Source organism: Alistipes sp. An66 (genome assembly GCF_002161445.1).
GTDB lineage: Bacteria > Bacteroidota > Bacteroidia > Bacteroidales > Rikenellaceae > Alistipes > Alistipes cottocaccae.
Genome location: NZ_NFHT01000007.1, coordinates 1 through 25,324, shown reverse-complemented (window position 1 = coordinate 25,324; position 25,324 = coordinate 1). Strand labels below are relative to the sequence as shown.

The 25,324-nt window shown below is 58.3% G+C and carries 17 protein-coding genes and 1 tRNA gene; 4 read left to right on the top strand and 14 right to left on the bottom strand.

All coding sequences use genetic code 11. The annotated features are described in order from the left end of the window. Positions 1-4: 4 nt before the first annotated feature. Positions 5-1,732, bottom strand: a complete 1,728-nt coding sequence (gene ilvB / locus B5G16_RS06410; RefSeq protein ID WP_087262392.1) for a biosynthetic-type acetolactate synthase large subunit — start codon at positions 1,730-1,732, stop codon at positions 5-7. A 24-nt stretch (positions 1,733-1,756) separates the two neighbouring features. Further along, positions 1,757-3,580, bottom strand: a complete 1,824-nt coding sequence (gene ilvD, locus B5G16_RS06405) for a dihydroxy-acid dehydratase (protein WP_087262388.1) — start codon at positions 3,578-3,580, stop codon at positions 1,757-1,759. A 921-nt stretch (positions 3,581-4,501) separates the two neighbouring features. Here ilvD and B5G16_RS06400 point away from each other — a divergent pair. Together B5G16_RS06400 and thrC are read left to right on the top strand one after the other, a co-directional pair. Then, positions 4,502-5,428 carry a homoserine kinase gene (locus tag B5G16_RS06400; RefSeq protein ID WP_087262557.1) on the top strand — a complete coding sequence of 309 codons (927 nt, stop codon included), beginning with the start codon at positions 4,502-4,504 and terminating at the stop codon, positions 5,426-5,428. Between the two features lie 15 nt (positions 5,429-5,443). Continuing rightward, positions 5,444-6,736, top strand: a complete 1,293-nt coding sequence (gene thrC / locus B5G16_RS06395; RefSeq protein WP_087262386.1) for a threonine synthase — start codon at positions 5,444-5,446, stop codon at positions 6,734-6,736. Positions 6,737-6,875: 139 nt separating this feature from the next. Here the strand turns inward: thrC and B5G16_RS06390 are convergent, their stop codons facing one another. The 10 genes from B5G16_RS06390 to B5G16_RS06345 all read right to left on the bottom strand — a co-directional run bounded on the left by B5G16_RS06390 (position 6,876) and on the right by B5G16_RS06345 (position 21,045). After that, positions 6,876-8,807, bottom strand: coding sequence for an outer membrane protein assembly factor BamB family protein (locus B5G16_RS06390; protein ID WP_087262384.1), 1,932 nt, complete (start codon positions 8,805-8,807; stop codon positions 6,876-6,878). Then, the gene (locus tag B5G16_RS06385; protein ID WP_087262382.1) at positions 8,804-9,802 is read right to left on the bottom strand and encodes an endonuclease/exonuclease/phosphatase family protein; all 999 of its coding nucleotides are present in this window, start codon (positions 9,800-9,802) and stop codon (positions 8,804-8,806) included. The genes B5G16_RS06390 and B5G16_RS06385 overlap by 4 nt, the downstream gene beginning before the upstream one ends. 19 nt (positions 9,803-9,821) lie before the next feature. Continuing rightward, entirely contained in the window at positions 9,822-11,684 is a 1,863-nt protein-coding gene (locus B5G16_RS06380; RefSeq protein WP_087262380.1) for a RagB/SusD family nutrient uptake outer membrane protein, read from the bottom strand. 12 nt (positions 11,685-11,696) lie between these two features. Further along, a complete protein-coding gene (locus B5G16_RS06375; protein ID WP_087262378.1) occupies positions 11,697-15,320 on the bottom strand; it encodes a SusC/RagA family TonB-linked outer membrane protein in 3,624 nt (1,207 codons plus the stop codon). A 123-nt stretch (positions 15,321-15,443) separates the two neighbouring features. Further along, a complete protein-coding gene (locus tag B5G16_RS06370; RefSeq protein ID WP_087262375.1) occupies positions 15,444-16,436 on the bottom strand; it encodes a FecR family protein in 993 nt (330 codons plus the stop codon). Positions 16,437-16,476: 40 nt separating this feature from the next. After that, positions 16,477-17,049 (bottom strand): RNA polymerase sigma-70 factor, encoded by a 573-nt coding sequence (locus tag B5G16_RS06365; RefSeq protein ID WP_162612032.1) that lies wholly within the window; start codon positions 17,047-17,049, stop codon positions 16,477-16,479. Between the two features lie 196 nt (positions 17,050-17,245). Further along, positions 17,246-17,956: a hypothetical protein gene (locus B5G16_RS06360; protein WP_087262371.1), complete on the bottom strand. Its 711-nt coding sequence runs from the start codon at positions 17,954-17,956 to the stop codon at positions 17,246-17,248. After that, positions 17,949-19,400, bottom strand: a complete 1,452-nt coding sequence (locus tag B5G16_RS06355; protein WP_087262369.1) for an Eco57I restriction-modification methylase domain-containing protein — start codon at positions 19,398-19,400, stop codon at positions 17,949-17,951. Before B5G16_RS06355 ends, B5G16_RS06360 begins: the two co-directional genes overlap by 8 nt. A 150-nt stretch (positions 19,401-19,550) precedes the next feature. Next, a tRNA-Lys gene (locus tag B5G16_RS06350) sits at positions 19,551-19,623 on the bottom strand. Positions 19,624-19,746: 123 nt separating this feature from the next. Then, entirely contained in the window at positions 19,747-21,045 is a 1,299-nt protein-coding gene (locus tag B5G16_RS06345; protein ID WP_087262368.1) for a glycoside hydrolase family 2 TIM barrel-domain containing protein, read from the bottom strand. Positions 21,046-21,096: 51 nt separating this feature from the next. On the opposite strand from B5G16_RS06345, the gene B5G16_RS06340 reads away from it, so the two are divergent. Next, positions 21,097-21,561: a type I restriction enzyme HsdR N-terminal domain-containing protein gene (locus B5G16_RS06340; protein WP_087262366.1), complete on the top strand. Its 465-nt coding sequence runs from the start codon at positions 21,097-21,099 to the stop codon at positions 21,559-21,561. Here the strand turns inward: B5G16_RS06340 and B5G16_RS06335 are convergent. Continuing rightward, positions 21,536-22,273 (bottom strand): LytR/AlgR family response regulator transcription factor, encoded by a 738-nt coding sequence (locus tag B5G16_RS06335; protein WP_087262364.1) that lies wholly within the window; start codon positions 22,271-22,273, stop codon positions 21,536-21,538. The two genes, B5G16_RS06340 and B5G16_RS06335, sit on opposite strands and share 26 nt — an antisense overlap. Beyond that, positions 22,266-23,336, bottom strand: coding sequence for a sensor histidine kinase (locus B5G16_RS06330; protein ID WP_087262361.1), 1,071 nt, complete (start codon positions 23,334-23,336; stop codon positions 22,266-22,268). Before B5G16_RS06330 ends, B5G16_RS06335 begins: the two co-directional genes overlap by 8 nt. 386 nt (positions 23,337-23,722) lie before the next feature. Between B5G16_RS06330 and B5G16_RS06325 the strand changes: the two genes are divergently transcribed. Then, positions 23,723-25,324: PL29 family lyase N-terminal domain-containing protein (locus tag B5G16_RS06325; protein ID WP_162612031.1), on the top strand; the 1,602-nt coding region annotated here is incomplete at its 3' end.

Below are 25,324 nucleotides of genomic sequence, written 5' to 3'. Positions count from 1 at the left end.
GGCTTTATTCGAGACGGATCTCCGCGACGGGGGCTCCGGCGGGGACCATCGGGAAGACGTTTTCCTGGCTTTCGACGCACACTTCCAGCAGGAAGGCGCCCGCTGCGGCCTTCATTTCGGCCACGGCCTCCGCAAGCTCCCCGCGGTGTTCGACGCGGCGGTACCCGAGTCCGTTGGCGCGGGCGATCAGTCCGAAGTCGGGATTCACCAACTCGGTGAAGGAGTAGCGCGAATCGTAGAAAAGCTCCTGCCATTGACGCACCATGCCGAGGAAGGTGTTGTTCAGCAGGACGATCTTCACGGGAATGCGCGACTGGAAGATCGTGCCTAACTCCTGAATGGTCATCTGCAAGCCGCCGTCGCCGACGAACAGCACCACGTCGCGCTCCGGGGCGCCGAGCTTGGCGCCGATGGCGGCCGGGAGTCCGAATCCCATTGTTCCGAGACCGCCCGAGGTGACGAGGCTCCGCGTGCGGCGGAATCCGAAGTAACGGGCGGCGAACATCTGCTGCTGCCCGACGTCGGTCACCACCACGGCGTCGTTCGCATAGGCGCGGGCCACCGTATCGACCGCCTCGCCCATGCGGATGCCTCCGCCGTCGGGACGGGTCGCAGGACGGATCACCCGCTCGGCCTCGATGCGGTCGCAGGCGCGGAACTCCGCGATCCAGCCGCTGTGGTCGCGCTTCCGGATGCGTTCGGTGAGCATCGGCAGCGTCTGCCGCACGTCGCCCGCCACGGGGACGTCCGCCGGGACGATTTTGCCGATCTCCGCGGGGTCGATTTCCAGATGGATCACCCGGGCGTTTTCGCCGAAGTGCGCCGGATTCCCCGTCACGCGGTCGTCGAAGCGCATTCCGACGGCGACGAGCAGGTCGCAGTCGCGGTTCTTGATGTTGGGCCCGTAGTTGCCGTGCATGCCGAGCATGCCGACGTACTGCGGCGAGTCGGTCGGTACGGCCGACAGCCCCAGCAGGGTCGAGGCTACGGGCATGCCGCTTCGGTCGAGGAAGGCCTTCAATTCGGCCTCGGCGTTCCCGAGGATAACGCCCTGTCCCACCATCACCAGCGGATGGCGCGCCTCGTCGATCAGCCGTGCGGCCTCGTCGAGACGGGCCGGGTCGGGCTCCGGGACGGGGACGTAGCTGCGGATCGAGACGAGTTTCTCGTAACGGAACGGCGCCGTGCCGCACTGGGCGTCCTTCGTGATGTCGACGACCACCGGGCCGGGGCGTCCCGAACGGGCCACGTAGAAGGCCTTGGCCATGGCCGCCGGAATGTCTTCCGTGCGCTTGACCTGGCAGTTCCACTTCGTGACGGCCTGCGTGATGCCGACGAAGTTGGTCTCCTGGAAGGCGTCGGTGCCGAGCAGCGACGAGCCGACCTGTCCGGTGACGAGCACCAGCGGCGTGGAGTCCATCAGCGCATCGGCGAGTCCCGTGACGGTGTTTGTGGCGCCGGGTCCCGAGGTGACCAGGCAGACGCCCACGCGCCCGCTCACCCGGGCGTAGCCCTGGGCGGCGTGCACGGCTCCCTGTTCGTGACGCACGAGGATGTGGCGCAGCCGGTCGCGGTAGTCGTACAGCGCGTCGTAGACCGGGATGATGGCGCCGCCCGGGTAGCCGAAGAGGGTGTCGACGCCTTCGATCAGGAACGATTCGAGCAGGGCCTGCGAACCCGTCATCACGGGTCCGGAGGCCGTTTGTCGCGCATCGGATGGGGTGGTATTCATGGTTGGGTCGTGTTTTTCGGGTGATTACTCTTCGTCGTCGAGGATCCGCACGGCGCCCCGGTCCGCCGAGCTGACCAGCCGGGCGTAGGCGCGGAGCGATTTCGGAACCTGACGTTCGCGGGCCGCCGGGCGGAAGCGCTCCTGTGCAGCCATGCGCGCGGCGATCTCCGCGTCGTCGACGAGCAGGCGGATCGAACGCTGCGGGATGTCGATTTCGATCTCGTCGCCCGTGCGGACGACGGCGATCTCGCCTCCTGCGGCGGCCTCCGGCGATACGTGGCCGATCGAGAGCCCCGAGGTGCCGCCCGAGAAGCGTCCGTCGGTGATCAGCGCGCAGACCTTGTCGAGGTGCTTCGATTTGAGGTACGACGTCGGGTAGAGCATCTCCTGCATCCCCGGGCCGCCCTTCGGGCCCTCGTAGCGGATGACCACCACCTCGCCGGGCTGCACCTCGTCGTCGAGGATGCCGTGCATGGCCTGCTCCTGCGATTCGTAGACGCGGGCGCGTCCGCGGAAGACGAAGAGCCGTTCGTCGACGCCCGCGGTCTTCACCACGCAGCCCGAGCGGGCGATATTGCCCGTCAGCACGGCCAGTCCTCCGTCGCGGAAGTAGGCGTGGTCGATGTCGCGGATGCACCCTTCGGCGCGGTCCGTGTCGGGTGCGTCGTAGTAGCAGTGCTGCGACCCCAGTTCGCGGCTGTAATGGCCGGCCGGGGCGCTCAATGCGCGGCGGCGTGCGGCATCCGTGGCCGTCGGGGCGAGGATGTCGCATGCGGCGATCGCCTCGGCCAGCGAGCGCCCTTCGACGCGGCGGACCGACGTGTCGAGCAGCCCGCCGCGGTCGAGTTCGCCGAGGATGGCGAAGATGCCGCCTGCGCGGTTGACGTCCTGAATGTGGTAGTGGGAGTTGGGCGCCACCTTGCAGAGCACCGGCACGCGCCGCGAGAGGCGGTCGATGTCCTGCATCGTGAAGTCCACGCCGGCTTCGTGAGCCACGGCCAGCAGGTGCAGCACCGTGTTGGTCGAGCCGCCCATGGCGATGTCGAGCGACATGGCGTTCTCGAAGGCGGCCTTCGTGGCGATCGAACGGGGCAGGACGCTCTCGTCGCCCTCGAAGTAGTAGCGTTCGGCATTGCGCACGATGATGGCGGCGGCATCCTCGAAGAGTTGGCGTCGGTTGGCGTGCGTGGCGACGATCGTGCCGTTGCCCGGGAGCGAGAGGCCCAGGGCCTCCGTGAGACAGTTCATCGAGTTGGCGGTGAACATCCCCGAGCAGGAGCCGCAGCCGGGGCAGGCGCAGCGCTCGATTTCGGCGATCTGCTCGTCGGAGTATTTCGGGTCGGCGGACATCACCATGGCGTCGATCAGGTCGAGGTGGCGGTCGCCGAAGCGCCCGGCCTCCATCGGGCCTCCGGAGACGAAGATCGTCGGGATGTTGAGCCGCATGGCGGCCATCAGCATGCCGGGGGTGATCTTGTCGCAGTTGGAGATGCAGACCAGGGCGTCGATCTTGTGGGCGTTGGCCATGTATTCGACGCTGTCGGCGATGATTTCGCGCGAGGGCAGCGAGTAGAGCATGCCGTCGTGTCCCATGGCGATTCCGTCGTCGATGGCGATGGTGTCGAATTCGGCGGCGAAGCATCCGAGGTTTTCGATGCGCTGCTTGACCTGCTGTCCGATTTCGTGCAGGTGGACATGTCCGGGGACGAACTGCGTGAAGGAGTTGGCGATGCCGATAACCGGGCGTCCGAACTGCTCTTCGCGCATGCCGTTGGCGCGCCAGAGACTCCGGGCGCCGGCCATGCGTCGTCCCGAGGTGGTGATTTCGCTTTTGAGTGCGTGTTTCATGCTCGTGTGTTTCAAGTTTTGGAGGGATCCGACCGGGCTCTGAAAATCAGAAAACCTCTCTCCCGGGCAGGAGAAAGGTTTTTGAGATTTCATTCGAATATGACTGTCACCTTTCTCCCGTAATCATGCAATGACGACGAGCAGCAGATTAATGACGTTGATATTCGAATGGAGGGCAGTCATGGACAAATCCCGTTTTTCTATCTTTTCGGTTTCAAATATAGGGATATTTCGCCGGACGCCCAAATAATTTACTAAAAAAAATTAATATTGTGCCGATCTGAAATCGAAGCGCGGCGATCTCTTTATGATCCGCTTTGTGAAAGGGTGTCCTGCTTACAATCTGAAACCGTGCTTTGGGGCGGTTGTGCCGGATTCGGGAATTTGTGAAGCCCTGTCGCATGGCTGTTTGCGGCCGGATGGCAGGGGTGCCGGAGTCTTGTTCTTTTTATATAAAGAGGTGTGGAGGAGTTTTTAAATTTTTTTTGCTTACAATCTGTAAGGAAATTTGGAAGTTCGGATTTTTTGACTTACATTTGTCTCCATGATGCAGCAACGGTACCATAGAACATTCGTTTCGGAACGCCTGTCTTACGGCGTTTCCGGCGGTTCGCATGCAACCGTTTTCGCGCTGACCGCGACAACCGCGACGACTACCACCCCTGTGGGGGTCAGGTAGTTCTTATTCCGTAGCATCACCGTATGCATCTATTCCCGGCCCAGGCTGCCGGAGCGGAAAACAAAGCGCGTCAAAAATCCGAACGTTTCCGAAATCCCGAATCCGCAGGCGGTTTCAGTTTTGCAGCCGACCTTCCCGGTATCTTCCTATGCCCGATGTCGGCGGGAGCTCGGGCCCTCGGACCTTCGGATCCGGAAAGCTCCCCGACGGAGCGGTTGTCGAACGAAAAAAAGAATCAAATCATGAAACATATCAAAGTTTTTGCCCCGGGTACGGTGGCGAATCTCGGGTGCGGGTTCGATGTTATGGGCCTGACGCTCGACGGCGTGGGCGACCTGATGGAGGTCGGGGTCGAACCGGGCGCCGAAGGACTCTCGATCCGCAACGAGAGCGGGGTCTCGCTCCCCGACGATGTGAAGGAGAACGTGGTTACGCCGGCCGTGCGGGCGATGCTCGAAGCCTACGGACGTCCCGTGCGGGTTGAGATCCGGCTGCTCGAAAAGATCGTCCCGGGCAGCGGCATCGGATCGAGCGCCGCATCGTCGGCAGCGGCCGTCTACGGCATCAACGAGTTGTTGGGACGCCCCTTTTCGGGCAAACGGCTCGTGGAGTTCGCCATGCAGGGCGAGGCGCTGTTGGGCGGTACGGCACATGCCGACAATGTGGGCCCGGCGCTGCTGGGCGGTGTGGTGCTGATCCGCGGTTACGAACCCTTCGACATCGTGCGCCTGCCGGTTCCCGACAACTTTTTCTATGCTGTGGTGCACCCCGACATCGTGGTCAGCACGAAGATGGCCCGCGAGGTGCTTCCGCGCGAGATTCCCCTCTCGAAGGCCGTGACGCAGTGGGGCAATGTCGGGGGGCTGGTTGCCGGTTTTGCGCTGCGCGACGTGGCGTTGATCGGCCGCTCGATGCAGGACGTGGTGGTGGAACCCTATCGCAAGGGCTTCATTCCGGATTACGATGAGCTGAAAGCTGCGGCGCTCGACGAGGGGGCCCTGGCGCTGAACATCGCCGGGTCGGGCCCGTCGGTTTTCGCCCTGACGGCGGATTATGCCGAGGCCTGCCGGGTCGCCGACCGCATGAAGGCGCACTTCGCGGCGCGGAACATCGGATGCCGGACCTATGCCGGCCGGGTGTCGAATGCCGGAGCACGGGTTGTCGGATAACAAAAACGCAGAGACATGAACTTTTACAGCACACGGGACCGGGAGCGGAAACAGGCCTGTACGCTCCGTGAAGCGGCGATGATGGGCCTTGCACCCGATGGCGGGCTGTTCGTTCCGGAACGGATCCCGCAGGCGGATCTGGACGAGGCGGAACGGCTGGCCGGCGAATCGTATGCCGCGCTGGCGGGCTATCTGGCCGGGCTGTTTTTCGGCGACGATCTCGATACGGAGGCGTTGCGCCGTGAGTTGGCGACGCTGTATGACTACCCGGTTCCGCTACGCCGGGTGGGGCGGGGTCGCTATACGCTCGAACTCTTCCACGGGCCGACGTGCGCCTTCAAGGACTTCGGTGCGGGCTTCATGGGGCGTGCCGTCGGGTTGCTGGGGGCTGCCGGGGAGCGGCTGGTGATCCTGACAGCCACCTCCGGGGATACGGGCAGCGCCGTGGCGCACGGCTTCTACAACGTGCCGGGGGTCGACGTGGTGGTGCTCTACCCCGAGGGGAAGATCAGCCGTTTGCAGGAGTGCCAGATGACGGCGCTCGGCGGCAACATCCATCCGCTGCGTGTGGCGGGGACGTTCGACGACTGCCAGCGGCTCGTGAAGGAGCTCTTTGCCGACGAGTCGTTCCGGCGCCGGCGCCGCGTGACCTCGGCCAACTCGATCAACCTGCTGCGGTGGATTCCCCAGGCGTTCTATTACTTCTACGGCTATTTCAGCTGGCGGCGGGAGACGGGCGGCGACCTCCCGACGATCGTCGTGCCGAGCGGGAATTTCGGCAACCTGGCGGCGGGCATGCTGGCGCAGCGGATGGGACTTCCGGTCGGCGGTTTCGTGGCGGCGTCGAATCTGAACGACGTGGTTCCGGAGTTTCTGCGTACGGGCGTTTACCGCCCGCGGCCTTCGGTCCAGACGCCGGCCAGTGCGATGGACGTGGGGGCACCGAGCAATTTCGAGCGGATGTTGTGGTTGTGCGGCGGGGATCCGGAGCGACTGCGGTCGGAGCTGGAAGGTTTCCGGTGCGACAATGCGGGGATCCGTCGGACGATCGACGAGCTGTACGAACGTTACGGTTACTTTTCGGATCCGCACAGTGCGGTGGGGTATGCGGCGTCGATGGCGGTGGGGAAGCCGGGCTTCTACCTCTCGACGGCTCATCCGGCGAAGTTCGGGGAGGTGATTGCGTCGGTGACGGGGAGCCGGGTTCCGTTGCCGGAGCGGCTGTCGGTTCTGACGCAGCGTCCGCAGCATTCGGATCCGCTGGCGGTCGATCTTGCGGCGTTGGAAGATTTCGTGGCTGAGGTCTGACCGGGTTCGGACGTATAACGCGGGGCGCTGTGCGGCGGGGTGTGCCCGCCGGTCCTGTCGTTCGAAATGGCTGGAACGCGAAAAGGCACCGATCAACAGTGGTCGGTGCCTTTTCGCGTTGTTTTTGGACCGGGGAAGGTCAGTACAGGCATGCGCTCTTGCTCGGCGAGCCTGCCATCTGCGACCAGGAATCCGCCGGAGCCGTCGATGTGGCATCCACAGCGAAGAGCGTCGGTTTCCCGTTCAACACTCCGTTGCAGTAGATCACACCGTCGGGGCCGATCGTCGGCGAGGAGTTCAGGTTGTCGGCCAAGTGAAACGAAACCAACTGTTCGCCGGTTTCGGCATCGAGTTTGACGAGGTTGCCGGCCGAGCAGTCGTTGTAATAGACCGCATTGTCGTTGCCCAGCGCCGGGGTTCCGTTGATGTCGCCGGTTGCGGCATGCTCCCAAAGGACCTGCGAACCGTCGGCCGAGATCGCCGTGATGTAGCCGGGTGCACAACTTGAAGCGTACACCGTGCCGTCTTCGCCGACGACGACACCGCCGGCCTGTTTCTTTGCGACGACCGTTCCTTTGAGATCCTTGGTCCACAGCGGCGAGGGCTTGATCGTGTTCGGGGATGCCAGAATCGTGGATACGTCGTAGCATTGGATCGTGGCGGAACTCTTGTCCTTCTTCATGCCAACGATGTAGACGGTTTTGCCGTCTTTGCCCACGGCGATCGAACTGCCGTATTGGGCGATCCGGTTGCTGTTTGCACCGAGGTTTCCGGTATTGTCGTTGCTGCTTTCCGGACGGTTGAAGGCCCAGGAGTCTCCGGTCGGCAGGTAGATGCGAGTGCCGTAGTCGCCGCCTCCGCTGGCCAGGATGATTCCGCTTTTCAAGGCCACGGGACTTCCGTAGGATCCCGAGTTGGCGTGCAGTCCGACAACGCCCGTTCCGGATTCCGGGTCGAAAATCTGTACGTGGGCGCTGCCGCCGTTCATGTTTTCGTTGTTGTTCGTGATGTTCTTCACGGCGATGATCACGTATTTCCGACCGTTGTAGTTCAGAATGGCCGGCGAACCGAAGAAGTAGTGCTCGTTTTTATTGATCGATCCGGCATCGGCGGTCCGCAGGGTTTTGCCGTTCTGGATGATGTAGAGAACGGAGTGGTCGGCATCGTCGATCTTCTTGTAGCCGACGGCATAGACCGTTCCGTCCTCGTCGACCGAGGGCGTCAGCGTGAAGGGATCCGCCGTGTACGCATCCGGATTCAGGTTGAGTTTGTAGCTCTCCGTGCCGCCTTCGGATCCGGCCTTGACCCCGACCAGATGGTAGCCCGAAGAGAGCACGTAGACGTATTGCCCGTCGGGGCTCACGGCCGGCGACGATCCCTGGACCGTACCGTTTGTGTCATACGGATAGGACCACCAGAGCCCCATGCTCGTGGGGCTCTTCGCCACGTCGATCGTCACGCTCTTCGTCGTTTTGGCGCGACGGTTGTCGGTGACGGTCAGTTTTACCTCGATCTTGCCGTGGGACTGGAAGGTGTATTTGACCGAAGCGGCCTCCGCGGCCTCCGTGAAACTCTTGATGTCGCCGCCGAACGACCACTCCCAGGCCACGATCGCGCCGTCCTCGTCCGGATCGGTCGACCGGTCGATGAACTCGACCTCCTGGTCGGCCTGGATCTCTGCCTGCTCGACCCCGTTCACCTTCCAGGTGAAGTCGGCGACGGGCGGCGTGTTGTCGTCGATGACCCGGATGGTCTTCTCAAAGACATCCTTCTGCGATCCGCGATTCGTCGTTACGGTCTGGCGGATCAGGAAATCGCCACCTTCGTCGACATAGAAGGGTTCGGGAGCGCCCAGATCGTAGAGCGTCTGCCCCATGTACTCCCACTTGCAGACGGCGATTTCGGCATTCTCGGCCGATGCCGTGTTGGTGATCGTCACGAGGTCGCCGGTACGGTATTCTTCCTTGTCTGTCGTGAATCCGGCGTGCGCCCGAATTTCGGCATCGGGCGTACACCCAGCGGCCAACCATGCGGCCGCGCAAGTGATTGCTATGTTGAAAATCCGTTTCATTGTTCCTGTTCGATTTTATGAGTCAGGGTGCCGAGGATGGGGTAATGGTCGGAGATGTATTTCACCCCCTCGTATTCCTTTTTGATAACGCTGTATTTCTCGGGCGTGAATTCCGTGCAGAAGATGTGGTCGACGATCAGCCCCGAAGAGGAGCCGAATCCTTGATAGGTTGGCGAATTGTCGGAATTTACACCTCCGTCGATGCTGTTGAGATAGGTCCGTACGTTGGTCATCTCCTCCACCGGTTCGAAGATATAGGGTTGGGCGTCGAGTGTTTTGTTGAAGTCCCCGGTCAGGATGAGTGGAAGATGTTCCGTGTTGAGCTTGTCAATCTGCTCTTTCAGCACGATCATCTGTTTGACGGGTACCTGCTCGTCGGTTCCGTTGACGTCGATGTGGGTATTGATGAAGAAAAAGCGCGCTCCGCTCTCCTTGTGCCGCAGGATCACCCAGGTGGCGATGCGGAAACTTGCCGAACCTTCGTATGCCGAAGGCGTGGAGGGCGTGTCGGAGAGCCAGAAATAGCCCCAGTCCTTGTTGAGAACCTTCCCTGCTGCCGGTTCCACCTCTTTGGTATTGTAGAAGATAGGCACGAACTCGTCGTTTAGAGCACCGTTGTTGTTGCGCCCGACGCCCAGCCATTGGTAGTCGGCCCAGGCGGTTTCGAGGTAGTCCAGTTGCACGGGACGCGCCTCCTGGATGCCGATGACCGTGGGCTGCTGCTCCTCGATCATGGGCTGGAAGGCCACCTTGCGGTTGTCCCAGCAGTTCTCGCCGTCCAACTCCGGATTGTCGTATCTGGCGTAACGGATGTTGAACGACATGGCCTTGACGGTCATTTCGGTGGCATCCGGGTCGGTGGGTTCCTCAGGGGTGTCGGGCTCTTCGGTTTCGGGGCCCTTGTAGAACTCCGAAAGATCGGGTTCGGAACTGCCGCAGCCGGCGGTCAGGATCGTTCCGAATATCAGTGAAAACAGAAATTTGTTGATGATCATGGTGTTGTAAGTTTACAAGTTAGTTCGACCATCCAGGGTTCTGTGTCAGCGTATAACCCTCGGCCATGTAGTTGCGGATCTCTTGCGCAGGGATCGGATAGAGGTACTGGCGTCCGTCGTCGTACCAGATCCGCTCCTCGCCCGGGAACCAGTAGAGATCATATCCGTTCGTGTCGTCTCCGACAGCATAGTAGGCGGCTTTGAGCGTTCCGTTCTCCTTGAAGGCATTCGTCGACACCGCTTCCGCGGAGTCGAAGACGACCGTCAGCGATACGGTTGTTCCCTTGAAACCGCCCGGAGCGCTCGATTCCGGTTTGAGGATGCAGACATCGGTCGTGCCGTCTCCGTTCAGGTCGTGAGGCGTGTCGAGGGCCGGGACATGGATTCCGTTCCAGGGCAGCGAAATCAGCAGCTCCCCGCATTTCCAGCGGCGCAGGTCGTCGAAGCGGAACCCCTCGCAGAGGAGTTCGATGGCCCGTTCGCGCCGGATCTCCAACAGGTCGACGCTCGACAGTTCGGGGTAGAATGTCGTTTGGAGATAAGTGTCGACGGTCGTCGGCTGGACGGACGATACGCCGGCCCGGTCGCGCAGCGCCCCGATCGTGAGGGCCCAGTCGCTGCTCGTGAGCTGTCCGCCCGCGAGTTCGGCCTGCGCTTCGGCGTAATTGAGCAGCACCTCTGCATAGCGGATGAGCGGAATGCTGTTGGTGTTGTTGCCGTTCTCGTACTGCTTGCCGTCCTGCGAGAACTTGATGAAGTGGTAGCCCGTCAGGTTGGAGATGCCGAGCTGTGCCACGGTGACCTCTCCGTCATAGAGGTAGTTCAGCCCGCGGATGCACTGTTCAAGCCGTTTGTCGCGCCCGACCAGCTCCTCGGCAAAGGTTTTCCGGCCGTAATCGGCCTGATCCGTGAAGCGGGTTCCGTCGGTGTTGAGATAGGTGTTGACGAACGAGCGGACGGGGCTCCACATCTTGCCGTAGGTCGCCACGTTGAACCACCAGTTCGCCGTCCCGAGGAACCCTTCGGTCCCGCTGGCGCAGAGTACGAGAATGTTTTCGTTCGTGAGCGGGTCTTCGCGGGTGAAGAGGTCGCGATAGGGCGTCTCGCCGGTCGTGTTGAGCGAATAGATTCTGCTGTCGATGACCTTGCGGGCGGCGTTGGCGGCCTCCGTGTAGAGATCCTCGGGCGTGTACTCTTTCAGGGCGGCGATCTCCGGTTCATCGGCGTGGTATTTGCGGAACGACGCCTCGAAGAGGCAGATCCGGGATTTCAACGCCGCGGCGGCATACTTCGAGACCAGTGAGTTCCCGATCGAGGAGGTGGTCGAGATGTGCTCGTAGGCGAAATCGAGGTCGGCGATGATGTTGCGGATGATCACGTCGCGCGAATCGCGGTCCTTGTACATGAGGTCCTTTTCGTCGGGTTGCAACTGGTGCTCGAACCAGGGCACGCCGCCGTACTGGCGCAGTTTCGTGTAGTAGAACCAGGCGCGGAACCAGCGGGCGATGCCGACGTAGTGGTCGCGGGCCGAGGTCTCCACCGTGCAGTCGTCCGAGTAGCAGCCGTCGATGAAATAGTTGATGTTGCGCAGCGTGCCCCAGCTCCAACTGGTCGAGGTTTCGGCCGAGTATCCGCTGGTGAGAAACTGGTTGACCCCCTGTACGGCGGCAATGTCGCACATGGCATCCTGCTGGTAGACGCTGGTGAGTGTGGGCAGGTTCTTGTAGAAGGAGTTGGCATAGAGTTCCAGTCCCGACTCTTTGCCGAAGATAATCGTGCGGTCGGCTTCGGTCTGCATGCTTTCCGTCAGGTCGCAACTGCTCGCGGCGGCACTCAAACAGCCGAACAACAGGATGCGTAACAGGATATTTTGAGTCTTCATGGTCGTGTCGTTTTAATAGGTAATGGAAATTCCGAAACTGAGAATCCGCATCGTCGGGTAGTTCATGGCGTCACCCTTGTTCACGTTCGAGCCCGAAAGATCCGTATCGGAGCCTTTGGAGGCGGTCAATACGTCGTAGTCGGTCGTGTGGCGGTAGAGCGGCGACCAGGACCAGAGGTTCTCGCCCGAGAAGTAGACGGAGACCTTCGAGAGCCCGAGTTTCGAAATCCACTTTTTGGGCAGGTTGTAGCCGATCTGGAAGTTTTTCAGCCGGATATAGGAGACATCCTGCAGGTAGCGCGTGTTGGCCAGCCCCTTGTAGAAGGGCGGATAGTAGGCCGTGTAGCGCGGCAGATAGGCTCCGCGGTTCTCCTCGGTCCAGTAGTTTCCGATGTGCCAGGTCGGGAGTTGGTTGTAGGGACGGTTGTATTGTCCCCAGAAAGTGCTCTCCGCACTGGGATACCAGTCCTGCTTACCCACGCCGTCGAACATGGCGGAGAGAAAGATCCCGTTCCAGTCGGCATTGAGTGAGATGGTGTACATGTAGCGCGGTTCGGAGTTTCCGATGATTTTCCGGTCGCCGGGGTTGTCTACCGTATCTCCGCCGTTATCGATGTCTCCGTTGTTGTTCAGGTCGGCGAAGCGCATGTCGCCCGGTCGGGCGTTGTGGTCCTTGGGGATCTCCATCAGCGAGTTCTTGTAGGGCTGCCCGTTGAATGCGGTGGCGATCTCCTCGGTCGACTGGAAGAGTCCCGTGCAGACGTAACCCCAGATTTCGCCGATGCGCTGCCCTTCGTAGTAGTCGGAGAGTTTGCGCGTGGGGTTGTTGTAGCGGTCGATGACCGAGTAGTAGTCGGCAAGCGTGGCCTTGATGCCGAAGTTGAAGGGTTTGCCGCCGACCTTGAACGAGTCGTTGTAGGAGAGCGAAATCTCGTATCCGTAGGTGCTCATGTCGGCATAGTTTCCCTTCGGTGCCGAAGTTCCGTAGGTGCTGGGCAGTGTCGGCCCGACGGTGTACATGTCCATCGTACGGCGCAGGTAGTAGTCTGCGGTCAGCTGGATCCGGTTTTCCCAGAAGCCGATATCGATGCCTCCGTCGATGGTCTTCGATGTCTCCCAGCCGATGTTGTCGGGGATCTGGTTGGGACTCGACACGTAGGAGGTGAGGGGTTGGCCGTTGAGATAGCGGTTGCTTCCTCCGCCCACGCCTTTGGAGTAGTGGTTGTTCAGCGAGAATTTTTCGAGATAGGTGTAGGGGCTGACGTTGCTGTTGCCCAGGGCACCGTACGAGGCGCGGATTTTCAGGTTCGAGATCGCTTTGGGATTCACGTTCCAGAAGGGCTCCTCGGAGACGCGCCAGGCGGCTGATGCCGAGGGAAAGAAGCCCCACTGGGAGTTGTTGGGGAATTTCGAGGAGCCGTCGTAGCGGCCGTTGATCTCAAAGAGATAGCGGTCGTCGTAACTGTAATTGATCCGGAAGAAGGCGCCGACATAACGCCAGCGATTGGCGGAACTGGATATCGATTTTCCTTCGTCGGCCTGTGCGAAGGCGATGTTGTCCAGGTCGGGCATCAGCAGTCCGTAGCTCTGGGCCGTGAGGGCCCGGTAGTCTTGCTGTTCGTAGTTGTAGCCGCCCAGGAGTTTGATATGGTGTTTTTCGGCAAAGGTATTCTCGTATTCGGCGTAGGCGTTGGTGGCCAGATAGGTCGTCGACTGGGTGGTCGTGGCGATGTAGTCGCCTGTTTCGGGGATTCCCAGGTAGTTGATCTCGCCCTCCTTCGTGCTGTACGGGATTGCGGTGTCCTTCTTGTCCTGGATGTAGTCTTTGGTGCGGAACGTGAAGTCGCCGGTCAGGCGGAGCTTGTTCTCGAAGAACGACAGGTTGACCGTGGTGGTGTTTTTCAGGGTTTTGGTCGTCTGGTCGAGCCAGTTGTTGCCGGTCAGCAGGCCGCCGAGCGAATAGGCGGCCGAGAGGGTCAGCGTTCCGTCGGGATTGAAGATCGGGGAGGAGGGGTGTCCCTCGCCGTTGATGCCGCGCCATACGACGCCGTCGCCGTTGGTGCCTCCGCCGTCGGAGTTCTTGCCGCTCGACGGCATGTGGTACTTGTCGTACGTGTACTCGAAGTTGTTGCTGACTTTCAGCCATCGGAGCACCTGCGCGGCGACCTTCGAACGGAGATTCATCGTGCGGTAGGTGTCGGGCGAGTAGTTGAACAGACCGTCGTAGTCGTAGATACGTCCCGAGAGGTAGTGGCTGATCTTTCCGTTCGAGCCGCTGATGGATATGTTGTGTGATTGGGCGAAGGTTGTATCCTTGTAGAGTGCGTCGTAATAGTCCGTGTTTCCGAAGTAGATGTAGTTACCGTTCTGGTCGACGACGGTTTCCAGCGGATTCCCCTTCCCGCCGTTGTTGCGTACCCGGAAATCCTCAAGCCATCCCTGCATGCCGCCCGGATAGGCGGTGAAATCCTGGGATTTGTTGAGTTTGTTGAACGTGTCCGTTCCGCGGTGGCTGATGTCGGCCTGCCGGGCCATGTAGGCGTACACGTATCCGTCACTGACGATGTCGGGAACGGCGAAGGGTCGTTCGATCGAGAAGTTTCCGGTGTAGTTGATCGTGAAAGATTCCTTCTGCTTGGCGGGATCCTTGGTGGTGATGAGCACCACGCCGTAGGGCGCACGGGATCCGTAGATGGCGGCCGACGCGGCGTCTTTCAGCACCGATACGCTTTCGATGTCGTTGGGGTTGAGCATGGCCGGATCGCCCTCCACGCCGTCGATGAGCACCAGGGCGCTGCCGCCCGCACCGATCGAGGTGGTGCCGCGGATGTTGTAGGAGGCTGACCTGTTCGGCTTTCCGTCGGCCAGCGAGATGTTGAGGTTGGGGACGGCGCCCTGCAACATCTGGGTGACGTTGGCCACGGGCCGGTTCTCGAAGACATCCGAAGAGACGCTTTCGACGGCTCCCGTGAGGTTGACTTTCTTCTGCGAGCCGTAGCCGACGATCACTACGTCGTCCAGCGTCTGTGCGTCCTCTTTGAGAACAATACGCAGCGAGGTGCGGCTCCCGACGGGGATGTCGGCAGCGGCATACCCCAGTGCGGAAATGCTCAATACGGCTTTTTCGGGAAGCTCTCCGATTCGGAAATCACCGTTCACGCCGGAACTGACGCCTCGTGAGGTTCCCTTGACGATCACGGCGGCCCCGACGATCGGCACTCCGTTTTCGTCGACGACCACACCGTCGACGTATCTGCCGGTTTCGGCATTTTCAGCGACGGCCTGCTGTCGGTTGATGTGGATGATTTTGTTCTTCACCTCGTAGCTGACGGGTTGGGCGGCCAAAATGATGTCGAGAATCCGATCGATGGGCTGCTGCTGGACCTCGACCGTCACGCGGCGTTGTACGTCCACCTCCTGGGGCTTGTAAACGAACGAATAGCCGTATTGGCTGCGAAGATGTTCGATGATCTGTTCGATCGGGACGTTTTTCAGGGAGAGGGTGATCGGTTGGTCCCCTCCGTCGTCGGGTGTTCGGGCAGTTGCCGGTTCGATCAGCAGCGTGAAAACCAGCAACAGCAAGGTCGATCCCTCAAAAAATTGCTTGATAAATTTTGAAATAGGATCACTTTTCATACTTTTGTGAAGTTTAGGTTATTAAGATTCGATTTAATGGGCTAAACTGAGAATCGGGGAGGTCGCAACTCTCCGATTCGTTTTTCATGCAGGTTGGTTTTTCTTCATAGGCAAAGTCTTGTTTTATTTTTTGCGGATTACGATCATGTTCTCCTCACGGTTTATGCGCAGATCGTTGCCGGCGATGGCCTCGAGCATGCGGTCGAGGCTTTCACCGTTGACGAAGGCCAGCGTGTAGGGGGTCTCGCCCGCCTGGGGGTCCGCGATGAAGATCTTCACGTTGAAAACACGTTCGAACTGCGCGGCGATCTCGTTCAGAGGCTGATTGTTGAAATAGAACCCACCGTTGCGCCACGAGAGATAGGCTTCGACCGGAGAGCGGCGCTGCTCGACCGCCCCGGATATTTTGTCATAGCGTACGACATCACCCGGGATCAGCAGGATGTTCCGTTTCAGCCCGTCGCCATCGATGTCCATACTGACGGAGCCTTCGACCAGACAGACGGATACGGATTCCATGTTCTCGTAGGAGGTGACGTTGAATTGGGTCCCCAATACCCGGACCTGGACATCGCCGGCTTTGATGATGAACGGGTGGCCCGCATCTTTGGCGACGTCGAAATAGGCTTCGCCGGAGAGAAAAACCTTGCGGATGCGGCCGTCGAAACTGCGGGGATAGATCAGATGCGATCCGGCGTTGAGCCATACCCGGCTGTTGTCGGGCAGGGTCAGCGAATCGGTGTGCCCTTGTGCAACGGCGAATTCGCACCACTCGACATTGGATGCGGCCGGCCGTTGTAACAGCAACACGCAGAGTGCGGCTGCCGGAATGAGCAGCATGGCGGCGATGTTCCGCACACGGCGTCCCCAGCGGATCGCCCAGGGCCTGCGCGGCTCTCCGAAACTGCCTATGTTCCGGCAGAAGTCATCGAATGCGGCCCGGCTTTGCGGCAGGTCGCTCTCTTCGGGGAGTTGCTTCCAGAAATCGCGCAGAGCCTGTTCGGCTTCGTCATGCAGAGGTTCCCGGCAGAGCCATTCACGGATCTCCTCATCGGTTTTGGGATCTCTTTTGCCATTGAGGTATTCCCGGATTCGGTCGTATTTCGGATTGTCCATTTTGCGTGTGCGTTTTTAGAATAGACGCATGCGCGGGGTTTCACACCCAATGGGAGAAGAAAAAAAGTGTCAATCCCGACACCAGCGGGGCGATGGCCTGTCTGATATCGTTGAGTGCGAGTGAAAGATGTCGTTCGACGGTTCGTTTCGAGAGGTTGAGGCGTTCAGCGATCTCCGGATTGGAGAGATGCTCTTCGCGGCTGAGTTTGTAGACGAGTTGCCGTTGGGCGGGCATTTGGTCGATTGTTTCCGCGATGATCCGTTCGATTCGTTCGGTATCGCAGCTGTACGGCATGTCATAGCCTCGATTTTGCCGTTCAAGTTCGGCGACTCGGTATTTCAGTCCGGTTTGTTTGCGGCGGAGGTAGTCGCAGGTCTCGTTGCGGGCGACGGTGAAGAGGAAGGCGTCGAGAGATCTGATTTCGGCGAGGGAACGGCGGCTGCTCCAAAGTTTGAGAAAGACGTTCTGGGTAAGATCTTCGGCGATGCCGTGGCCGTGGAGAATGGCGCGGATGAATCGGAACACCTTCCCGTAATAGCGGCGGAATATCTCTTCGAAGGCATTTTTCTCGCCTTGTGAGAGCCGGGTCAGGAGTTTTGCTTCGGTGTTCACGGGAAAGATCTGTTGGGAAAAATAATAACAAAGATAGGAAAAATTTTGATTGGAACGACATTTCGGGGGACAATGACACTGAAATGTAACAATCGGGTTTGTGATTGGATATAAGTTGCCTTCGGTTTTGTGAGTTATGCATTGGTTGTTGGCCGTAGATTGCCAACGGGAACGGATGGAGCCTTTGGCGGTGTGGTCAGATAGACAGGATGTAGTGGGCGACTTTTTCGATAAAGGCCCGGTAATCATTGAAAATCACCGTGGAACCGAATGCGGCATGGCGCTGCGGACTCAATGTCAGATCCAGATTCGGAAGATGCTGCAAATAGTAGTCCTGATATTCCTGCTTGGTGGTCGGCTCGACAGGCGCATCCGGTATGTGGTACACGAAAAGCAGGGTCTTCGTGGGGGTGTGCATGAAACTTCCCGGATCATCCTGGGACATAATGAAATATTTGTTTATGTAGTGCTCGTCCATGACCTCCCATCCGATGATGTGATTTTTGTTGTTGTAGTGGGGGAGTCTGTCCGGTATGGCAAATAACTGAAAGTAGGGGATAGTGTTGCTTCTCAGATTGGCCGTCTCACCTAGCATGTTCTCGAAGTAATTGTTGGCATTCTGTGCATAATTCTGCATGACCATTTTGACGCCGAGTCCTGCTACGGGTTGGTCTCCCTTGTAGAATGTGATGTCGACTTTTTTGTCGAAGTATCTCCCGGGCATCTGTGCTTCTCGTCCGTCTCTGATCCCTAGCGATTGTACGGAATATTCCTCTCCTAACAGAGAGAGGATGTCATTGGCAATTTTCGGATGGAGCACTTTCAATTTCTGGTTGCTGCGGGATCCGGTTCGCAGGAAGGTATCAAAGGCCTGTTTCAACGTGGCCAGCAGTTCGTCATTAGTCATTGTTCTGGGCGAGTTTATAGTTGATATACAGTTCGATGTCCTTTGCCGAGCATGTGTAGTATCCTCCGCTTTTGTAATTCTTAAGTGTGGCGATGTATGACACGTATTCTTGGCTCCGGATGATTTCCTCAATTTTTGGGTAGTCGACGTTGGTAAGTATGTAGAGACCTCCATATACTCCTGTTCCTTTTGTTGCTGGAGTAAGTTTGATACTGTTTACGTCTTTGATGACGGCATTGATTGCTATTTTGTCATTCCAAACATCCTTGATGGCTTGTGATCGACCGAAAAGATACCATGAATTATTTTCTATACTCTGGTCGTGGCGTTTTGATCCAATTTTGCTCGAATCTTCTTTGCGTAGAGCGGATTCGTGTTTCCGATAATAAGCATATACGTCAGGATATTCTTTTTCGATTGTTTCCAGAGGTATGGGCTTTGCATGGGAGTTGTAGGGGAAAATACATTTGTACCATTTTCCCGTTGATGATTTGACGACATCGATAGTCATTCCGCTGAAATTCCAGTTGCCTATGAAGATGCTGTCGGCTAATGTTGCGAATCCGTTTTTGACCCGGACCCTTTGAGGGCAGGCTTCCGTCCTGATTTTTCGGAGACTGTTAAGCGTTTGTCTGTCGGCCAGATAAAACGCTTTACCAATGGCTATCTCTGTAAAAGGAATATTGCACTTGAAAACGCTTGAAAGAGTTGTTTGGTTGAATGTGTTGTATTCTATTTCTTCACTTCTGCGATTTGCAAAACGTGAAATCAGTGTGTATGTCGTGGCTTTGAAGGGTTGAAAATGTGCCAAGTCAATTACTCCATTGAGGCATTGTTTGGTCAAAATGTATTTTCGCAAAACGCCTCCTGCAACACTTGACAACCAAGAGCTGGGTGTAATAAGACACATGACGGCGTTTGGAGCCATCATTCTGAATCCAATTTCAAAGAAGACGACATATAGATCGGTCATCCCTCCTTGGGCAAATCTGAACTGCTTGACGGCGTTGTAATTTTGGTCCAGATTGTGCACGCGAACATAGGGCGGATTGCCGACAATATAGTCGATTTTTCCGTCGAATCTATGGACCGTCAGCGTATTTGCGCAAATGATGTCCCATTTAACCTTGTCAATACCGAATTGTGCAACCAGTTGATCGAGGTTTTCCCGACATTTCAAACACTCCTGTCTGTCGATTTCGATTCCGTGTATATATGTTTCCAGATGTTGTTTCAGCGTTTCGGTGGAAGGGATGGGGCTTTGGGCGAAGGCTTCTGCATATCGTTTGACAATCTCGGTCAAGAATGCGCCGTCTCCGCAACTGTTATCAATTACATGTTTGGAGAGAATATTTTCGGGTGTATTGTATCCCGCATAATCCAATATGGTTTTGACCAAATAGTCCGGAGTATAGATGCGCCCGTGTGATTTTGAAGCGTTCATGAGTCGGTTTGAATATTACTTACAAAAGTAAGCAAAAAGATTTGTTACGGACGTATCCTTTTGATTTTTTGATTTTAGATTGTCGATAGGAGAAAACAAAACTTGGTGAGTTACAACAAAAAAGCGAGAACCTTCCGATTCTCGCTTCTGTACCCCCTCAGGGGCTCGAACCCTGGACCCCAACATTAAGAGTGTCGTGCTCTACCAACTGAGCTAAAGAGGCATCAATCTTTATCCGATTGCGAGTGCAAAGATAGCGATAATTTCCGTAATTCCAAAAAATATTTCAAAAAAAGTGAATTTTTTTATTTACCCCCCCCCTCTCGTGCGCGCCTGCTCCGGCCGGCTATTCCAGCCGCAGGGCGTCGCTGTTCCATTCTCCCGCCGCTTCCGGGTAGATGAACGGGCGCGAATCCCCGAAACGCTTCATGTGCAGATAGCTCTCGTACAGATTGATCCCGTTTGCCGATTGACGGGCCAGCGAAAAGGCGATCACCGACGGATGGCGTTTGGTCGTGTGGTAACTGTTCTCCGTGCGTTCGATATAGGCCTCCAGCCACGCCGGGTCGTTCGACGGATTCCCGCCCCGACGCCGTGAATCGCCGCTGCGCCGCGTGTCGATCGGAGCCTGCGCGATGACGCAGAGCCCCTGCCCGTCGCAGAAATTCAGAACCGATTCCCCGACGGGTCCCGGCAGGAGTTTCAACGTATTGTACCCCTGTTCGCGCAGCAGGGCGATTTCGTTCTCCGGGATGGTGGCGGGAACCTCCCGGACCCGGAGCTGCATCGGACGCCCGTTCAGCAGCAGCGTGTCGCCCCGCATCTCCACTGCGCGGAACCCCACCCGCAACTCTTCGTACTCCACGTAGCGCCCCTCGTGCTGGGTTCTGACCCGCAGCGTGTAGCGGGTGGGCAGTTCGGGGCTCCACAGCATGTTGGCCGGAATCCGGGCCAGAAAGCGCAGCGTATCCTCACCGCGCATGGACAGCGTGATCTCCTTGTGCCCGGCTGCGGCATCTTCGCCCGCCGGGGTGAGCAGCTGGTAGTGGATGCGCGAGGTCCGCGGATTGAGCGCCTCGCTCTTGATGACCAGCGCCACTTCGGCCATGCCATTCCCGTTCTCGTTGAGCCGCGTCGTGACCAGCACGTCCCGGAGCCGCAGCGTCGGCTGGCTTTGGAGCCATACTCTGCCGAGCATCGGCGCCGGGGCCTCCTTCCAGCTTTCGAGCGCCGCGGTCGGAGCGGGCGTTGCGACCCGGATCTCGACCGTATTGCGGCCTTCGCGGACCTCCCGCGTGATGTTGAACTCCGCGGGGGCGTTCCCGTCGGCGACATAGGCTTTCGGCTCGCCGTTGATCAGCACCTCGTAGTCGCCCGAAGCCTGTCCCACGTGCAGCAGCACCTGGCGGTTGGCCCAGGCGAACGGCACGGTGAAGGGCGTCGAGAAGCTGTTTCCGTCGAGCGTCCACTCCGTCAGCCGTGTGAAGTAGCGGTGGTCGCCGCCGTCGGCGGCTGCGGCGGCTTCGGCCGAGGGGCAGGCGAGGATTTCGCCCCGCGGGAGCTCCCGCCCGTACGAGGGGGTGTACTCCTGCGCCCAGAGTCCGCAGAGGGAAAAAAGCGCTATCGTTGAAAGGATCGTCCGCATAAGTTCGTATATTTGTACCCGGTAAAGATAGAGATTTTTTTCGACTCTGCGATGAATGAGCTGCCCAAACTCAATTTTCCGCCCATTCACCTCCGGGCCCGCCGCCGGGAGGGGAGCGTCGAGGTGTGGGATGCGCTGCGGGGCATCTACCTCGTGCTGACGCCCGAGGAGTGGGTTCGGCAGCATCTGATCGCGTGTCTGATCTCCCGCTGCGGGGCGCACCCCACGCGCATCGTGCAGGAGTACGCCGTGCCGCTCAACGGGCAGCCACAGCGTGCCGACGTGGTGGTCGTGGACGACCGGGCCCGACCGCTGCTGATCGCCGAATGCAAGGCCCCGGCTGTCCGGATCGACGCGAAGACGCTGGCGCAGGCCGTGCGTTACAACTCGGTGGTGGGGGCGCGCTACGTTGTGCTGACCAACGGCCTGTGCCACTATTGCTGCGAATACCGCGACGGCGCCTACCGCCGGCTTCCGGGCTTCCCCGACCTCAAAGATTGCGGAAATTCTTTTTGATGTAGGAGAGAAACGCCTCCTTGTACATTTCTCCGATCGGCACGTACTCCGTGTCGTTCAGATAGATGCGCCCCTTGATGTAGGATCGTATGGCGCGCAGGTTGACGATATAGGAGCGGTGTACGCGCATGAAGGAGTCCGCGGGCAGGGCCGTCTCCATGTTTTTGAGCCGGAAGAGCGTGGTGATGGCCGATCCGTCGGCGAGGTGCAGCCGCACGTACTCCCCTTCGCTTTCGATGTAGACGATGTCGGCGATCTTCACGAGCGAGACCTTGTAGTCGGCCTTCACCGAGAGGTACTCCCGGTCGCGGGGCAGGGCCTCCGATTCGGGCTCCTGGACGCGCTGGTTGTGGCGCAGTTCGTAGAGCGAGTTGGCCTTGGCGGCCGCGCGGCTGAAATCCGCGAAGCTGAACGGTTTGAGCAGGTAGTCCACGGCGTCGAGTTTGAATCCATCGACGGCGTACTCCGAGTAGGCGGTCGTGAAGACGACCATCGGCCGGTCGACCAGTCCGCGGACGAAATCCACACCGTTCAGGTCGGGCATGTTGATGTCCACGAAGATCAGGTCGGCCTTCTCTGCGGCGAGCCATTGCTGCGCATCGAGGGCATTGTTGAATCGCGCGGCGAGTTCCAGATAGGGGATCTTGCCGATGTAGCCCGCGATCTGTCGCAGGGCCAGCGGTTCGTCGTCGACGGCGATACATTTAAGCATGGAGTGTCGGGATTTCGAGTTTCACGGTATAGGTCTTTTCGGCTTCGAGGATCTCCATCGAGAACCCCTTTTCGCCGTAGATCAGGGCGAGTCGTTTGCGGACGTTTTCGAGACCGATTCCGGCTTCGTGGCGTTTGTCGGGAGCGGCGTGGCGGCTGTTCTCGATGGTTGCCGCAACCTTTCCGTCGGCGTAGTCGATGCGGATGCGGATGAACGACGGGTGGTTGTAGCTCACGCCGTGCTTGAAGGCGTTTTCGACGAAGACGATCAGCAGCAGCGGCGGGATCGTGACCTGTTCGGGCAGATTGCCCGGGTACTCCACGCGGATGTCCACGTCGTCGGTGTAGCGGATGCGCATCAGTTCGATGTAGTTCCGCAGGAACTGCACGTCGCGGTTGAGCGAGATGAGCTCGCGGCCCGATTCGTAGAGGACGTAGCGCATCATCTTCGAGAGCTCGATCACGGCGCTTTTGGCCGACTCCGCGTCGATGTCGATCAGCGCGTGGATGTTGTTGAGCGTGTTCATGAAGAAGTGCGGGTTGATCTGGTATTTCAGGTAGTCCATTTCGGCCTGGAGGTTCTGTCGTTTGAGGGCCTCCATCTTCTGTTCGTCGCGCATGGACTGGTAGATGAGCTTGATGCCCGTGTTGGCTCCGGTCATGAAGAATCCGAGGACGATGTTCCAGTAGATTTCCAGATTGGAGAACGAGGCCTGTCGGTATGCTTCGGAGAGTTGCGGGTCGGCCTGTGCGACGAGGTTGTCGGCGAGGTGTTCCTCGTAGATCTGGACCAGCCAGAAGACGCCGATGATGAGGGCCAGGTCGCTCAACAGGTATTTTCCGTACTTGCGGCGGAGCATGTAGCGGGGTGCGAGCACGGTGTTGTGGATGACGAAGATGATGAGGTAGGGTGCGATCTGCCGCCAGGCGATGAGTACGTTTTCCAGATTGACGTGCATTTCGGACATCATCTGGGAGTTGAGCACGGGGACCAGGATGATGGCAGCCCAGACCATCACGTAGAGGAGGTTTTCGCCTATGGTTTGTTTTCTGGAAAACTTCATGGGGCAAAGATAAGCAAAAAGCGATAATTTTTTCGGCAGTACCCTGTGGAAGCCGTTCGTCGAGTGGAATTTATTTTCTATCTTTGCCGTGTCGGGCAACCGGCATTTACATAGAAAGTGTTTTCGCACTGTCCTTTGTTGAAAATGTGGAAGTTTTCGAAAGCGAAAGGACGACGAACGGCACTTCATTGCTTGTTTAGATCATGCGGTTGGCACCATACGTGGTGCCCATACCCCATATCTATCCGAGTGTGGGGTATTGCATCGTCTATTTTCGCTTGGGTCCTTCCACAACCTTCAACAAGATAGGCGAAATCGGCTCCACACTTTCTTTTTGCGGAAACGTCATCCGGAGCCGAATGGCGGCAAATCTGTTTCAAAAAGGTATGAAGAAACTTTTTTTCCTGCTGGCAGCGGTCGTTTGGATGGGGTCGTGTGGCGACGACTACGATGATTCGGCCCTGCGTGGTCGTGTTGACGGTCTCGAAGATCGGATCGAACAGCTTGAAGAGCTGTGCCAACGGATGAACACCAACATTTCGTCGCTGCAAACCCTCGTGGAGGCCTTGCAGCAGAACGACTATGTAACGGGCGTTGTTCCCGTCATGCAGGGCGGCGAAACGGTGGGCTACACCATTTCGTTTACCAAGAGCGAGCCCGTGACGATCTATCACGGAGAGAAGGGTGAGCAGGGCGACAAGGGTGCCACGCCCGTGATGGGGGTTGAGGAGATTGACGGAATCTACTATTGGACGGTCGACGGCAAACCGCTGACCGACGGCGACGGCAACCGGATTCCCGCGTCGGCTCACGACGGAGCTCCCGGCGCGACGCCGCAGTTCAAAATCGAGGGCGGCTATTGGCATGTCTCCTATAACGACGGTGAGAGCTGGCAGCAGCTGGGGCAGGCTACGGGTGACAAGGGCGATCCGGGCATCCCGGGCGGCGATTCGATCTTCGCCAGCGTGGAGGAGACGGACGATGCGGTGATCTTCACGCTGGCCGACGGCGAGACGACCATCACGATTCCGCGCCGGCAGGCACTCTCCGTCGCATTCACCGAGGGCAATGTCTTGGAATTCGACGTCGACGAGACGAAGACAGTACACTACACCATTACGGGCGGGACGTCGGAGAATGTGGTGAAGGCCGAGTTGCAGAACCTCGACGGCGGCTATACGCTCCGCACCACCCCGACCGATGCCACGCAAGGCACGATCGAGATTGCGGCGGCCATTCCGACCGTCAACCGGGTAATCGTTTCGGTTTCCGACGGCACGCAGACCATTATGACTGCCATTTCGGTTTCGGGCAAGGAGGAATTCGATGGTACAACAATCTCTGTTGCTGAACCCGGAACGCTGGCCGACCTGCTGGCCGATTACGACAAGACTACCATTACGGAACTGACAGTTGTCGGGAATTTGGATAATCGTGATATTAGTACTTTGAATGGCTTGCCCAACCTTTCGGTATTGGATATGGAGCAGGTCAATTTGGAGGAGTTGGGTGGATTTAACAGTAATAAAATACTAACGACGGTTAAATTCCCAAGAACCTTGAAAATAATCAAAAGTTGGGCATTCCTCCTTTGCTCTGGATTGACCGGCGATTTGATTATTCCAGAAGGTGTAACAACTATCGAAGAAAGTGCTTTTTACGGTTGTACCGGTTTGACTGGATGTTTGGTTCTCCCGGAAAGTTTAACAACTATTGAAAAGACTGCATTTTACCGTTGTTCCGGTTTTACCGATATTTATTGCAAACCAACCACTCCACCACAGAGTGCAGTGGCATTTGAAAGTTGTTATAATGTTACATTGCATGTTCCTGTCGGGAGTGAAGAGACCTATTCCACTGCCAGAGAATGGGTAGTGTTTCAAAAAGTGTGTCTGGGGAGGTGCCTTCAGATTCTTCAGATATGCAAATATAGCGATTCTTGGTTTCAGAACAACACGCCGCGGCGTGTTGTTCTTCTTTTTGTGTTA